Source organism: Pseudonocardia yunnanensis (assembly GCF_039534065.1).
GTDB lineage: Bacteria > Actinomycetota > Actinomycetes > Mycobacteriales > Pseudonocardiaceae > Pseudonocardia > Pseudonocardia yunnanensis.
On record NZ_BAAAUS010000030.1, the window covers coordinates 48,020 to 61,603 of the forward strand.

The 13,584-nt window shown below is 67.5% G+C and carries 14 protein-coding genes and 1 pseudogene; 9 read left to right on the forward strand and 6 right to left on the reverse strand.

All coding sequences use genetic code 11. The annotated features are described in order from the left end of the window. The first annotated feature begins 102 nt into the window (after window positions 1-102). Together ABD743_RS27385 and ABD743_RS27390 are read left to right on the forward strand one after the other, a co-directional pair. Window positions 103-357 (forward strand): helix-turn-helix domain-containing protein, encoded by a 255-nt coding sequence (locus ABD743_RS27385; protein WP_241042252.1) that lies wholly within the window; start codon window positions 103-105, stop codon window positions 355-357. A 281-nt stretch (window positions 358-638) separates the two neighbouring features. After that, window positions 639-1,046 carry a VOC family protein gene (locus tag ABD743_RS27390; protein ID WP_344725227.1) on the forward strand — a complete coding sequence of 136 codons (408 nt, stop codon included), beginning with the start codon at window positions 639-641 and terminating at the stop codon, window positions 1,044-1,046. 84 nt (window positions 1,047-1,130) lie between these two features. On the opposite strand, the gene ABD743_RS27395 is transcribed toward ABD743_RS27390, so the two are convergent. Genes ABD743_RS27395 through ABD743_RS27405 form a run of 3 tightly spaced genes read right to left on the reverse strand, consistent with a single transcriptional unit; the run spans window position 1,131 to window position 2,871 of the window. Then, entirely contained in the window at window positions 1,131-1,784 is a 654-nt protein-coding gene (locus tag ABD743_RS27395; protein WP_344725228.1) for a methyltransferase family protein, read from the reverse strand. Then, entirely contained in the window at window positions 1,781-2,497 is a 717-nt protein-coding gene (locus tag ABD743_RS27400; protein ID WP_344725229.1) for a cation diffusion facilitator family transporter, read from the reverse strand. The genes ABD743_RS27395 and ABD743_RS27400 overlap by 4 nt, the downstream gene beginning before the upstream one ends. Continuing rightward, on the reverse strand, window positions 2,494-2,871 hold the full coding sequence (locus tag ABD743_RS27405; RefSeq protein ID WP_344725422.1) for an ArsR/SmtB family transcription factor: 378 nt from the start codon (window positions 2,869-2,871) through the stop codon (window positions 2,494-2,496). Before ABD743_RS27405 ends, ABD743_RS27400 begins: the two co-directional genes overlap by 4 nt. A gap of 327 nt (window positions 2,872-3,198) precedes the next feature. On the opposite strand from ABD743_RS27405, the gene ABD743_RS27410 reads away from it, so the two are divergent. From ABD743_RS27410 to ABD743_RS27430, 5 genes and pseudogenes are all read left to right on the forward strand, one after another. Continuing rightward, a complete protein-coding gene (locus ABD743_RS27410; RefSeq protein ID WP_344725230.1) occupies window positions 3,199-4,704 on the forward strand; it encodes a phenylacetate--CoA ligase family protein in 1,506 nt (501 codons plus the stop codon). Between the two features lie 82 nt (window positions 4,705-4,786). Further along, window positions 4,787-5,143 (forward strand): hypothetical protein, encoded by a 357-nt coding sequence (locus ABD743_RS27415; RefSeq protein ID WP_344725231.1) that lies wholly within the window; start codon window positions 4,787-4,789, stop codon window positions 5,141-5,143. Between the two features lie 196 nt (window positions 5,144-5,339). After that, a pseudogene (locus ABD743_RS27420) lies at window positions 5,340-5,591 on the forward strand (TlpA disulfide reductase family protein); the annotation flags it as partial. A 36-nt stretch (window positions 5,592-5,627) separates the two neighbouring features. Next, window positions 5,628-6,356 (forward strand): DsbA family protein, encoded by a 729-nt coding sequence (locus tag ABD743_RS27425; RefSeq protein WP_344725423.1) that lies wholly within the window; start codon window positions 5,628-5,630, stop codon window positions 6,354-6,356. 131 nt (window positions 6,357-6,487) lie between these two features. Then, a complete protein-coding gene (locus ABD743_RS27430; RefSeq protein ID WP_344725232.1) occupies window positions 6,488-7,042 on the forward strand; it encodes a vitamin K epoxide reductase family protein in 555 nt (184 codons plus the stop codon). A gap of 9 nt (window positions 7,043-7,051) precedes the next feature. Here ABD743_RS27430 and ABD743_RS27435 read toward each other — a convergent pair whose 3' ends face one another. Continuing rightward, the gene (locus ABD743_RS27435) at window positions 7,052-7,441 is read right to left on the reverse strand and encodes a hypothetical protein (RefSeq protein ID WP_344725233.1); all 390 of its coding nucleotides are present in this window, start codon (window positions 7,439-7,441) and stop codon (window positions 7,052-7,054) included. Window positions 7,442-7,629: 188 nt separating this feature from the next. On the opposite strand from ABD743_RS27435, the gene ABD743_RS27440 reads away from it, so the two are divergent. Next, entirely contained in the window at window positions 7,630-8,010 is a 381-nt protein-coding gene (locus ABD743_RS27440) for a hypothetical protein (protein WP_344725234.1), read from the forward strand. 3 nt (window positions 8,011-8,013) lie between these two features. On the opposite strand, the gene ABD743_RS27445 is transcribed toward ABD743_RS27440, so the two are convergent. Beyond that, a complete protein-coding gene (locus ABD743_RS27445; protein WP_344725235.1) occupies window positions 8,014-10,959 on the reverse strand; it encodes a Pls/PosA family non-ribosomal peptide synthetase in 2,946 nt (981 codons plus the stop codon). Window positions 10,960-11,485: 526 nt separating this feature from the next. Here ABD743_RS27445 and ABD743_RS27450 point away from each other — a divergent pair. Continuing rightward, window positions 11,486-12,856: a sensor histidine kinase gene (locus tag ABD743_RS27450; RefSeq protein WP_344725236.1), complete on the forward strand. Its 1,371-nt coding sequence runs from the start codon at window positions 11,486-11,488 to the stop codon at window positions 12,854-12,856. On the opposite strand, the gene ABD743_RS27455 is transcribed toward ABD743_RS27450, so the two are convergent. Beyond that, window positions 12,837-13,538 carry a response regulator transcription factor gene (locus ABD743_RS27455; protein WP_344725424.1) on the reverse strand — a complete coding sequence of 234 codons (702 nt, stop codon included), beginning with the start codon at window positions 13,536-13,538 and terminating at the stop codon, window positions 12,837-12,839. The genes ABD743_RS27450 and ABD743_RS27455 overlap by 20 nt on opposite strands. Window positions 13,539-13,584 lie beyond the last annotated feature (46 nt).

A 13,584-nucleotide genomic window follows, 5' to 3' on the forward strand; every position in this document is an offset into this window, starting at 1 on the left:
AGTGAACCTCGACGTACCCGAAAGTGTTGCAACCGTCCGTTAGTGTCCATCTCATTGCGATCAACTGCCCCCGTTCGGGGGCCACGAAGGAGGATGCGCACGATGGCTGCTGACGGAATGCGACACCCAGATCTGATGGGGGCGCCGTTCCTCACCGTGGCCGAGATCGCCCAGCGCATGCGGGTGTCGAAGATGACCGTGTACCGGCTCGTGCACAGCGGAGAGCTACCGGCCGTACGTTTCGGCCGGTCGTTCCGCGTGCAGCGGGCGGCTGTGGAGGAGCTGATCCGCGCGGCGCGCTACGAGGCCGGGCGTGACGCCGTCGACGCCCACACCGCCGCCGCCCGGGCGAACTGAGGTCCGGCTCGAACGCTCCGCGGGCCGACCGGCACGGGGCCTGTTTCTCTGCGCACGACCCGCACCACGGGCGTCGGCACCTGGTGGGGCGTGCTCGGTGCGCGACGGCTCACGGCCGCCGCTCCCACGAGGCGATGCCGCGGCGGCGTGGCGCAGTGTCGCGGGTTGGTGCGCGCAGCGGAGCCGAGGCCGGGCCGCGGCCAGAGCGCGCAACGCCACCTGACTGGCACGATCGCCGGATCTGCGCTTTTGTCGGTGCCCGTCGCTACCGTGCCCTCCTCGTGACTCACTCCCGGGAGGCCCCGTTGCTCGACCACGTCTCGATCCAGGTCACCGACGTCAATGCCGCAGCGGCGTTCTACCTGCGGGTTCTCGCACCCGTGGGCGTCCGCGAGGCGATGCGGTTCGACCGTGAGGGGCAGCCCGTGGTCGGGCTGTGCGGACCGGACGGCCAGCCGCGGTTCTGGCTCGGGCCCGCAGGCACCTCCGCAGACCGAGAGGTGCATCTCGCCTTCACCGCTCCCAGCCGCAACGCGGTCGACGACGTGCACCAGGCTGCTGTGGCGGCCGGCGCCCAGATCCTGCACGCGCCGAGGATCTGGCCGGAGTACCACCCTGGCTACTACGGCGTGTTCGTCAGGGATCTCGACGGCAACAACGTCGAGGCGGTGCACCACCAGGCCCCGTGACGCGGCGCGCCCCTCCAAATCACCGCTGCGTCGGACCGCTGGGCGGCACGAGCCGCCGTTCCGAGATCGACGGCACCGTGCTCGTCACGTACCGGCGTCTGTTCGCGCCTTCGCGTCGGCCGGCCGGGCACGCCCCAGGCCGGGCAGGAACCGGCCGGCCCCGGCCGCGTAGTGCGAGTAGGTGTCGCCATGGACGCGGCGCAGGTAAGGCTCCTCGACGACACGGACCTGGATCTGTACCGCGGCGATGAGGCAGGCCAGGGCGAGCACCGCGACGAGGGTGGGAGCCATCAGCGCGACGCCGGCGCAGACCGCGGCCATGCCGGTGAAGATCGGGTTGCGGATCGAGCGGAACAACCCGCTCGTTATCAGCTCGGTGCGTTCGGTGTCGTCGACCCCGATCCGCCAGGAGGAGCCCATCGCGGCTTGGGCGAGCAGAACGACCACCAGCCCGGCCAGTCCCACGATGATCCCGGCTGCGGCGAGCCCGGGGTGCGCGGGCAGCACCGGCGCGGTGATGCCGGTGAGCATCAGCACGGGTGCCGCGAGCCCGAGGAGGAGCGCGATGGGGAACAGCACGCCACCCCACCAGGCCGCCGATCCTGACTGGCCGGAGATACCCCGAAACCCGCTCGTGCCGGTCCAGCGGATCTGCAGCCAGGTCCGCACCCCGAACGCGAGCACCAGGCCGGCCAGGTAGAGCAACAAGGCCACCCAGGCCCAGCCCGCCGCGCTCATCGGGTCTCCCCCGTGCAGCAGGTGTCGGTGCAGCCCGGAGGGCATCCGCAGTCGCCATTGCTGCGCACACCGCCATCGCGTTCATCGAGGCGGACGGGCGAGCAGCAGGTTTCGCCGCGCAGTGCTTCGCGGCCTTCCCGGACCGCCACGACGGCCAGGCCGAGCGCGACCACGGGGTCGGCCCACCACCAGCCGAACATGGAGTTGAGCACGAGCCCGACCAGGACCGCCGCGGACAGATAGGTGCACAGCAGCGTCTGCTTGGAGTCCGCAACCGCGCTGGCCGAGCCCAGCTCCCGTCCGGCCCGGCGTTGCGCCCAGGACAGGAACGGCATGACGACCACACTGATCGCGACCAGCACGATGCCCACCAGCGAGTGCTCGGGCCGCTCGGCACCGATCAAGGTGCGCACCGCCTCGACCGTGACGTAGGCGGCGAGCGCGAAGAACGAGCCCGCGATCACCCGCAGCGCCACTTTCTCCCGCCGTTCCGGGTCGGGGCCGGCGAACTGCCAGGCCACAGCCGCGGCGGAGCTGACCTCGATCACCGAGTCCAGCCCGAACCCGATCAGCGCGATGGAGTCCGCGATCGTCCCGGCGGTGATCGCCACGACCGCCTCGATCACGTTGTAGGTGATCGTTGCCGCGACCAGCCACCGGATCCGTCGACGCAGCACGTCCCTCCGGACGGACGTCGCGGCCGGGACGGTCACGACACCGCCTCAGCCGTGTCCGCCACCGCGATCTCCGAGGCGCTGGTGGGCTCGCCGTAGACGGGGCAGAGCGCGACCGCCTCCCCCGTCTCGACCAGCAACGCCTCCGCGCTGCGCAACAGGTCGATCAACTCGGGCCGGGTCAGCGAGTAGAACGACTGCCGCCCCTCGGCGCGGTAGTCGATCAACCGGCAGTCCCGCAGACAGGCCAGGTGCTTCGACACCGTCGACTGCGCCAACCCCAACGCCCGAGTCAGATCGACCACCCGGGCCTCACCCTCGGCCAGTCGCCGCACGATCGCCAACCGCGTCGGGTCACCGAGCGACCGGAACAACGCCACCGCCGGCCCGAGGTCTCGCCCGCAACAATCCATCGCCACGAGGCGATGCTAGCGCTAGCCGGTGATCGATCGGAAGGTCACGGGCACAAGGTCGCGGAACGAGGAGGGTACGAAGGGCCCCTTCGGCCGGTAGGTCGGGACGAACGCGCCGCTCGTGCGAGCAGCCGACCAGCGCCACCGCCGCGTCCACTCCGGACCCAGCGCCGCTCGACGTGAGGCAACCGACTGTGCTATTCATCGTTGCCAAGCGATGACAACCGTCATCCCCGATGAATGTGGGGGCATCGTGCTGACGAACCGGGTGGATACGGCAGTGGTGAACTCGCCGCCGCGGCGGCGGTCGCAGCCCGGGGGGACCCGGTGATCGGGGCACCGGTCGACGTCCCGGGCGCCACCATCGAGCCGGCAGCCCGGGCACGCGCCGAAACCCTTCGCCTGCCACTGGACGCCCGCCGCGCCCGCCGTGGCGGTCCCGCCGCCGTCGCCGCCCGGCAGCGCGCCCGGCTGGCCGCCCTCGTCGACCACGCCCGCACGCGGTCACCGTTCTACCGGCAGCTCTACGCCGGCTTGCCGGAGCGGGTCGAGGACCCGGCGCTGCTGCCCGTCACCGGCAAGGCAGCCCTGATGGGCCGCTTCGACGACTGGATCACCGACCCTGCCGTGACCCTCGAACGGGTGCAGGCCTTCGTCGCCGACCCCGCCCTGATCGGGCGGCCCTTCCCCGGCGCGCACGCCACGTATGCGGTGGCCACCACCTCCGGCACCACCGGCACCCGCGGGCTGTTCCTGCTCGACGACCACGCCCTACGCGTCGCGAGCGCCATCGGTGCCCGGCTGCTGTCGAGCTGGCTACGCCCCGTCGCGCTGCCCCGCCTGCTCGCCGGCCGCGGCCGGGTCGCGCTGGTGGTCGCGACCGGCGGCCACTTCGCCTCCGCCGCCGCGGCCGCCCGCCTCGGCGCCACCCACACCGACACAGCCGGTGGCGCGGCAGGAGGTGGCCGGACTCGGGTGTTCGACGTCGCCACCCCGCTGCCCGAACTCGTCGCCCAGCTCAACGCCTTCCAACCCGCGGTGCTCGCCCCTTACGCCACCACCGCGGCGCTGCTGGCCACCGAGCAACGAGCCGGCCGGCTACGCATCCGGCCCGCCCTGGTCGCACTGGCCGCCGAAGGCCTGCCCGACGGCGAACCCGCTCGGATCGCCGCAGCGTTCGGCTCCACCGTGGGCAATTCCTACGCAGCCACCGAATGCCCGTTCCTGTCCTACGGCTGCCGGGAGGGTTGGCTGCACGTCAACGCCGACTGGACCATCCTCGAGCCCGTCGACGCCGACCACCAACCCGTCCCGCCCGGGCAGCCCGCCCACACGGTGCTGGTCACCAACCTGGCCAACCGGATCCAGCCGATCCTGCGCTACGACCTCGGTGACAGCGTCCTGCAGCGTCCCGACCCCTGCTCGTGTGGCAACCCGCTGCCCGCGATCCAGGTCCACGGCCGCACAGCCGACCTGCTCACCTTCCCCACCCCGAGCGGCGGAACCATCACGCTCACCCCGCTGACCCTCTCCACCCGGCTCGACCGGCTCCCCGGGATCGCCCTCTTCCAGATCGAAGACCACACCGACCGAACTGCTGCTGCGCCTGCAACCCACGCCCGGCGCCGATCCCGAGCAGACCTGGAGGGCCGCACACCACGAGCTGGCAGATCTGCTCGCCACCAGCGAGCTGCAGCACGTCACCGTTCGCCGCGCCAACCACGGCCCGCAGCCTGCGACCGGCGGCAAGTACCGGCTCGTCCAGCCACTGGCGCACTCAACCGACTGAAACCGACCCACTCTCGTCTCGGCCACGGTCGTCGCCGAGGGTGAACCTTCGCAAATCGGACGGACCGGTGCTTGTTACGCTCCGGCCATCGTGATGCACAGCCGGATCTCCAGTACCGCCAGTTCCGTGGCGAAGCATTGGAGCCTGCTTGCCGTCATCGCGCTGGTGATCCTGACTCACGCCTTTACCTGCCAGGCCGTCCTCGCCTCCCCTTCGGTCCCCGCCGCCGCGATCTCGTGCCAGAGCGACACCGAACACGACGTCGTCTGTGAATTCGGCTCTGCCGCTGTCGCCGGCCCGATCGGTCGCGACACCAGGCGCGACGATCCCGGGACCCAGGTGGCGTTGCTCGTCGCTCTCGTCACGATCACGGCCGCGGCGGTGGCGCGATTCCTGGCCGTCGCCGGCCCCCAGGAGTGGGCACCGCGAAGGACGCTTCGAGGTCGGCACCGGCTCATGACCCTCTGCATCACCCGCGTCTGATCAGACCATCTGCCTGAGAACTCCGCATGGTCCGCGTCTCACGGGACGCCTCATGGACCCGCTCCAGACGCTCTACAGCCGTTTCCGCTGATCGAAAGAAAGCCTGTGACCGGCACTCATGTGATCCGAGTCGAAGCTCCCTCACCCGCCGCGGCGGCCTCTACGTTGCGACTGCCCTCTTGCCGATCGGTGCGGTCCGTGCCGGGAGGAGGCGCCCGCGCTACAAGAGGTATACGACATCGCTCGGGCGTCGGGTGTGACCGTTCTCGGCGTCGCCGTTCGCGACGATCAGCAGGCAGCGGCCGGCTTCATGCGTGATCGGAACCTGTCCTACCCCTCGCTGTTCGACCAACCGGGGCGCACGCTGCAGGCTTTTCGCGGCTTCCCGCGCAACACCATTCCGTCGACGCTCGTCCTCGACCGGTCCCATCGGGTCGCCGCCGTCTTCCTGACGACGGTTCGGGCATCCGAACTGCTCTCGGTCGTGCAACGGGTCGCCGCCGAACCGCGTGAGCGCTGCCCGTTTCCTCCAGAGAGGCCAACCATGACCACAAACCTCAAGGTCACCATCACTGTCGCGGCCGTTGCAGCGGCTGTACTCGCTCTCGTTCTTCTCGTGAGCCGGCCCAGCACACCAGCACCGGAGAGCGCAGACGCATCCGCAGGCTCCCCCGTCTCGTCCGAGGTCCTGGTTCGGGAGAACAGCCACCGGCTCTCCACAGCGGCCGACGGAAGAGTGACGCTCGTGGAGTTCCTCGACTTCGAATGTGAAGCCTGTGGAGCCGCCTTCCCGATGGTGGAACAGCTCCGCAACGAGTACGCAGGCCGAGTCACCTTCGTCACCCGGTACTTCCCCATCCCCAGCCACGCGAACGCCGAGAATGCGGCGGTAGCAGTGGAGGCAGCGGCCCGGCAAGGTCGGTTCGAGGCGATGTACCAGCGGATGTTCGAGACCCAGGCCCAGTGGGGCGAGCAGCAGGAGTCCAAGGCCGAACTCTTCCGCGGCTTCGCTGCCGACCTCGGATTGGACATGGCTGCGTATGACCGTGCGATCGCCGATCCGGCCACTCTCGACCGGGTGCTCGCCGACAAGCGCGACGGGGAGGTCGCCGGAGTCCAGGGCACGCCGACCTTCTTCCTGAACGGCGTGCAACTCAGAGTGCGCTCCGGAGACGACCTACGTGCAGCGATCGACCTTGCTCTCAGCCGGTAGCGGTGAGTCGAGACGTGACCTCCACCGACCCGGACACCCGCGATGCGAGCGCTACGGCTCCGCGTCACAGAAACCTCGGGGACACCGCACTCGGCACATTCCTGCCACGCGCCACCGCGTGCATTCTGGCGGTGGGCGGCGCGCTCGGCACCGTCGCCGCCTTCGCGCTCATCCTCGACCGCATCTCGCTCCTGAAGGACCCGGCCTTCGTACCCAGCTGCAGCATCAGCCCGCTGCTGTCATGCGGTTCGATCATGACATCGCCACAGGCCGAGGTTCTCGGGTTCCCCAACCCACTGATCGGCTTGGTCACGTTCCCGATCGTGACCACTGTCGGCGTTATCGCGCTCGCCGGCGGCACCGTTCCACGATCGATGTGGCTGGGACTGCAGTTGGGCACTGCCGCCGGCCTCTTGTTCGTGCATTGGCTGATCGGCCAAAGCCTGTACAGCATCGGCACCCTGTGTCCGTACTGCATGATCGTATGGGTCGTGACGATCACGATGTTCTGGTACGTCACAGTGCACAACCTGACTGCAGGTCACCTACCGATCCGAGCGGGATGGCACCAGGCAGCAGCGCACATCGCGCGCTACCACAGCGCGATACTCAGCCTTTGGTTCCTCGTGATCGTCGCGTTGATCGCAGTCCGATTCTGGTCGTACTGGGTGGGGCTGGTCTCGTGACTTCCGACGTCATCCTCCGGTCCGGGCCGCACGGCGCAGGGTGAACGCCGCGAGCCGGACGGTCAGCGCGTCGAGCACGAACCCGGCGAACGACCAGAGACCCACCCCGTTCCCGGGCGCGCCGCCGAAGCCCACCAGCGGGCCGATCAACGGCACCAGGAAGCTCGCCACTCCGATCGCCCCGGCGATTGCAGCCGCCAACATGATCTCGCGGCGAGGACTGAGGAGCAGCGCGACGACGCCGGCCAGAGCGGCAGCCGCAAGCACCCACGACACGGCGTTCGCGGCAGGACCGGCAGCGCCCTCCAGCGCCAGCAGGAGGTGCACCGCACCGGTTGCGGCCCAGACGACTGCGACGACTTTGCGGCCACCGCCGGACAGAGGAGGGTGATCGGACATAGCGGACATCTTGCCCTTCGCGTCTCCGAGCGGAACGTGAGCGGCTGAGAGAGACGGCACGGTGCTCGAGGCCGTGGACGACAACCGCCCACCGTAGTCGCCCACCGCGCCGCACGGCCGACCCCGAGCGCCACCGACACCGCGCGTAGAATCGAACATTCAGGACGAAACACGTAGGAGCGTGGCGCATGACGAGGCTCACCTTCGCCATCGGCGGGATTCTCACCGCGCTGGGAATCGTCGCGTACGTCGTGACCGGAGCCGCCAGCATCACCGCGCTCATCCCGACGTTCGTCGGCCTGCTCCTGCTGATTTGCGCCGCCCTCGCGCGCAGGCCGGCGCTGCACCGCCACAGCATCCACGCAGCACTGGTCATCGCCCTGCTCGGTGCAGTGGGATCGCTCATGAACGTGGTCAAGCTCGGCGATGTATTCGCCGGCACGGCCGAGCGCCCGTCGGCGGTTGTCGTCAGTACGATCATGTTCGTTCTGCTGGTGGTCTACGTCATCATGGGAGTGCGGTCCTTCATCGCTGCACGCCGCTCTCCGGCGCCCACAGAACGCCTCTGATTCTCATTCTCGATGTAGGGCGCGACGACCGCCGGATCCGGCTCGGGCAAGCGCCCCCGACCCCGGTGCGGATCCGCTCTGGACGTCTCGGATTTCCTGAGCCGGGTTTCCGCCCCACATCGAGTTCTGCGGCACCTCCTCGCCCTTCATGAGGAACGAGTCGGTCGCGAGCACTGCGCCGTCGCCGATCGACGTGCCGTAGTGGACGAAGGCACCGACCCCGAGCGTGCACCCGGCGCCGATCGCGATGTGGTCGGACTTGAAGGTGCCGTCCTCCTGCGAGTGGCATTGGATCTTGCTGGACGCATTGAGTGTGCAGTGATCGCCGATGGTGACGAGGGTGCGCTCGGTTATCAAGGCACCGTCGTCGAAGACCCTCCGACCGATCCGGACGCCGAGCAGGCGCCACACCAGGTTCTTGAACGGGGTTCCGTTGAGCACCTGGATGTAGGTCACCGAGGGCACCTTCCAGAATCGTTCATGGCGCCAGAAGACGGAGTCGTAGATCGAGCAGAACCGGGGCTGCAGGTTGCGGAAGTGCGTGACAATACGCTCGACCAGCACCCAGTAGCCGATGGTGAACAGAAGTGTGACGGCACCGAACACCCCGATGACCACCTCGTTCCTGCCGTCGTAGAACTCCAGGATGCCGGCACCGAGAAGGGCGAGTCCGAGCGTGTATATCCATCGGACCAACAGATACAGCGCCATGGTGACGACGTTGTGTCTTCTCTTGGCGACGAGCCGACGAGGCAGCCGCCCATCCGTGACCATGTCGTCGTACATGCCGTCCCGCTGGACAGAGCGCGGGATCTCGAAGCTGGGCGATCCCAGAAGCCCGGTGTTCTTCCGAATCTCGCCGGCGACGGGGACCATCACCTTCGTGGCAAGGAGGCAGTTGTCGCCGACCGTGCTCTGCGCGGGGTACGGGATGTTGTTCCCCAGGTAGCTGTTCGACCCGATCGTCGCCCGGGAAAGACGGAAGGACGTGTTGGAGAACTCCGCATTGATGATCGACAGTCCATCGGCGACCACCGTGCCGCTGCCGACAGTGACCAGATACGGACTCTCGTGCCGCACGTCCATACCGAAGTTCGATCCGGTCTGCACTACCGCCGAAAGATCATACCCGACCCAACGCAGATAATGGACGACGAGGTTGCTGTCCCCGAAGAGCCACGTGAAGAACCTGACATTGGTCATTCGCGCAATCGCCTTGTGGATCCCGTAGTGGAAACCGTAGAGCGGGTAAACCTTATCGGGCTTGATCGCGAGATTCAGCAGGCGGGGCACGGAGCCGACGACGAGGAGGCCGAAGATCACGAAGCCGAAGAAGAGCACCGAGCCGGCGATCAGGGCGTCGATGTAGTGCGTCCACACCGAGAACGCTGCCGACCCCGGGTTGAGGAGCGCATTGAGCTGCGGAACCTCGACGAGCAGCAGGATCAAGCCACCAACGGCCAGCGGCACGTACACGGCCAACGCGATCAACAGTTGCGTGAACCCGTACAGAGCGCCTCTCAAGCTGCCACCGTCGGTACGAGCGACCGTGTGGTAGTCGACCTCGGTCGGATGCGCAGGAGACCCGTGCCAACGCTCACCGGCCGGCACGGCTTGCCCAGGATGCAGCGACGAGGAGTGGCCGAGCTGAGAGCCGTCGCCCATCGACACATCGATATCGACCACTGTCATCTCACCGACGAACACGTTCTTTCCAAGAGTGACCGCACCGGCCTGAATCACACCGTTGTGGGCGCGATAGCAGGAGATGAACGAGTCCTTGCGGACGACCGTGCCCGCTCCGATTGTGAGCAGGTCGGTGCAGACCGGGAGGTTGCGGGAGAAGATTACGACACCACGGCCGATCTTCGCGCCCAGCGCCCTCAGGTAGAGGTTGAGCAGTGGCGACGCCGTGCTCGAGCGTGATCGGCCGCCGATGACCAGGAGGAGCGGGTTCGATCGGATCAGAGTCTTGACGATCCAGAATCGGAGGTAGGTCAGGCTCCACACGCGGATCTCCCGGGGTTTCCAACGCCCGATCAGTATCCATTTCGCCACGATCGGAAGCGTGCACACCCCGACAAAGACCGCCCCACCGAACAGGACCGACCGCAGATAGATTTCTCCCGCACCGGTGGCGGCGGAGATCCAGTTGTATCCCAGATCGCCGACGACACCGACGAGGTAGGTGTATCCGAGGAAGACGAGCAACTGAAGCGCTCCGCACAGGATGTACTCCGCCTTGCTTGCGGGTGCCGCTGTGGAGACCGAAGGAGGTGCGACCCCGAAAGCGGGTGCCGCCTCCTCGTCGCTCAGCGCCGCAGCCAGGAGCCGAACAGTCGAGTGCTGGTAGATGTCGGTCATCGACACGGTCGGCAGGTCCGGCCGCTTCCTGACCCGTGCGCAGAACCGCGCCATGACCATGGAGTCGGCGCCGAGGTCGTCGAAGAAATGACTGTCAGCCGTGACACCGTCGACGTGTACGACCTCGGCAAGAACCTGCACCAGCTTCCCCTCCAAGTCGTCTTCGAGAAGAGGAACTACAGGCGGGACGAGCGCTCTTGCCAGATCACGTACCGTCGGATGGCGGTAGATTTCCTTCATCGAAATGCTCGGTAGGTCGTGTCGCTTCCTTGCCCACGCGCAGAACCGTGCCATCACCATGGAGTCGGCACCGAGATCGTCGAAGAAGTTGGCATCCTCCGCCACTCGCTCGACACCCAGGATACCGGCCAAGTTCTCAGCGAAAGCCTCGCCGATGTCGACTCTTGAATCGAGCTGCCCATTTCCAATGGCCGACGACGCAGTCGGGCCGGCCGGCGAGTCCTTGGTAAGATTCTTCACCGCATGAGCTCCTCTGGACGAGATCGAGAAATGCCCCCGCGTTACGGATCCGATAAGCGCTCTCTTCCGCCTGGCCTCAGAAGCGTCACACTTCACGAAGCCCACAGCCCGACCGGGCCGACCAGCACAGGCTGCTGCAGGTGGCACAGAGGCTTGCTCTACCCACCGTAGGTTCGAGTGACGCTCAACAGTTAAGCGTATGGTAAAACGATCACAAACATCCGTTTACCTACCAGGTAGATTCCACAAAGCACTGAACAGCGATGGCGCGCTCGCGGCCCGGCTGGGGTGTCTCAGTTGCATTTCCCGTGCAGCAGCACATAGCCGGTGCTCGGGTCACGGCGGAACACGTGGACCGGGAAGAGGGAGGATCGCTGAGATCTGTCCCTCGATTGCATGTAATGAGCTCAGCCGAGGTCACCCGCCCGGGCGTCCGACGGCGACATCACGGTGATTCCTGCCGTAGGGTCTCGGCCGCATACGCAGCGGATGGAGCGCCCCTCGGACCTCCCACGGGTGTGATCGCCCGTGACGATGTCGAACCGCAGCACCTGAACAGGGGCTCGGTGCCGCGAGCTGTGACGCCGACGGCCTCGCCGGCCGGGTCGAGGAGCCGAAGGAGGTCGAGTCCGTGCGCACTCGAATCGTCGGCCTCGCGGTCTGGGTCTCGGTGCTGGCGATCGGGCTCTTCGGGGTGCCGTTGGCCGTGGCCGTGCATCAGTACGCGCTGCAGGCGGAACGGGACGAGCTTCTCCTGCTGGCCGACACCATCGCCACGGCTGTGTCGCCGTACGTACCTGACCACGTTCCGCGCCGCGAGATCCCCGGACCAGGGTCGGTCGAGGTGGGGGTCTACGACGTGGACGGCAGATGGCTCGGCGGCGCCCGTTCCTCCGGTCCGTCGCCCGAGTTGGCACGGGCCCTCGCCGGTGCGGTGGCAACGGGTTCCGACAAGGGCGAGCTGGTCGCCGCCGTACCCGTCCTGCACGAGGACGACGTGCTCGGGGCCGTACGCGTCGCGACCTCGCTGAACGCCGTGATGACCAGGGTCGCGCTGGTGTGGAGCGGTATGGCGACCCTCGCCGCGGTGGCCGTGGCTGTGGCATGGCTCGTCGGGCGCCGCCAAGCTCGCCGCCTGGCGCGCCCGCTCGAGGAACTCGCCATCGCAGCCCGTTCCCTGGGCGACGGCGACTTCAGCGTGCGCACGCGACGAGGCGGGATCCACGAGATCGACGCGGTCGGCGCAGCACTCGACGACACGGCTGTCCGACTGGACGATCTCCTTGCCCGAGAACAAGCGTTCTCCACGGACACCTCACATCAGTTGCGGACCCCGCTCGCGGGTCTTCGGCTACGACTCGAGGCCGCCCTCGAACAGCCGAACCAGGACCCCTGGCCCGCCATCGCCGCGAGTCTCACGGATGCGGATCGGCTCGAGACCACCATCAACGAACTCCTCGCGCTTGCCCGTGACTCACGCCGGACCGAGTCAGGTCCTGTCGATCTGAGCGCACTACTGGAAGAGCTGGCTCCGGAGTGGCGTGATCGGCTCGCGCTACAGAACCGAGATCTCCGCGTCAGCTTCGAAGGCTCCACGGAGGAGCCCGTGGGCTCTACGGCCGCGATCCGGCAAGTACTCGCAGTCCTCATCGACAACGCGATGACTCACGGCGCGGGCACCGTCGACGTCACGGTGCGCGAAGCCCCTGACGCCGTGGCGATCGACGTCTCGGATGAGGGCCCAGGTATCCGCGAGCCCACGGATGTGTTGTTCGCTCGCGGGGCGGAGCGGCACAGCGGAAATGGAATCGGTCTCCCATTGGCCCGCCGTCTTGCCCAGGCAGAGGGCGGCCGGCTGTTGCTGGCCAGGCGGACCCCGCCCACATTCACTCTCCTGCTGCCGGCCGCAATAAATCTGGATGACCACGATCGAGCTCGGGCCGCCGGGGCCGATCAGCAGCCAGGACCAGGCGCGGTGGCGGTCACCCTTCACAAGCACTGATCTCCAGCATGTATCCGTGGCCCCGAACGGTGACGATCTTCGGAACACGGCCTGCCGCAGATGCGACTCTCCCCATCTTCCGGCGCAGCGCAGCGATGTGGACATCGAGAGTTTTGGTCGGGCCGAACCAGTGCTCGTCCCAGACATCCGTCATCAACGTCCTCCGGCTCAACGCCGCCTCGGGCTCCGCCGCCAGGCGGGCAAGCAGGTCGAACTCCTTGGGACGCAGCTGCAGCTCCCGCCCAGCGACCGTCGCACGACGACGGGAGAGGTCGATGATCAGGTCACCCACGGGTCGCACAGATCGACCCGGCCCCTCGTTGCGGCGCAGATGCGCACGAACACGGGCAAGCAGTTCGCTGAATCGGACCGGCTTGAACAAGTAATCATCGGCCCCCGCATCGAGACCGACCACGACATCCATCTCAGCCGATCGGGCCGTCAGCATGACGATCACGCAAGCAGGCTGAGCGTGCCGCAGCTGTCTGCAGACCTCGATACCGTCGATGTCCGGCAGGCCGAGGTCCAGCAGCACAAGGTCGAATGGAGTCGCCGACGCCTGGGCGAGCCCTTTCTCCCCCAACCGCTCCCACACCACCTCATGACCATGGACACGGAGACTCGAGGTCAGAACCTCTCCGATTGTCAGGTCGTCCTCAACGAGGAGTAGATGGCCCGTCATGGCGATATTGTTGCAAGCTACACCGTTATTGCGCTCTATCAGAGCC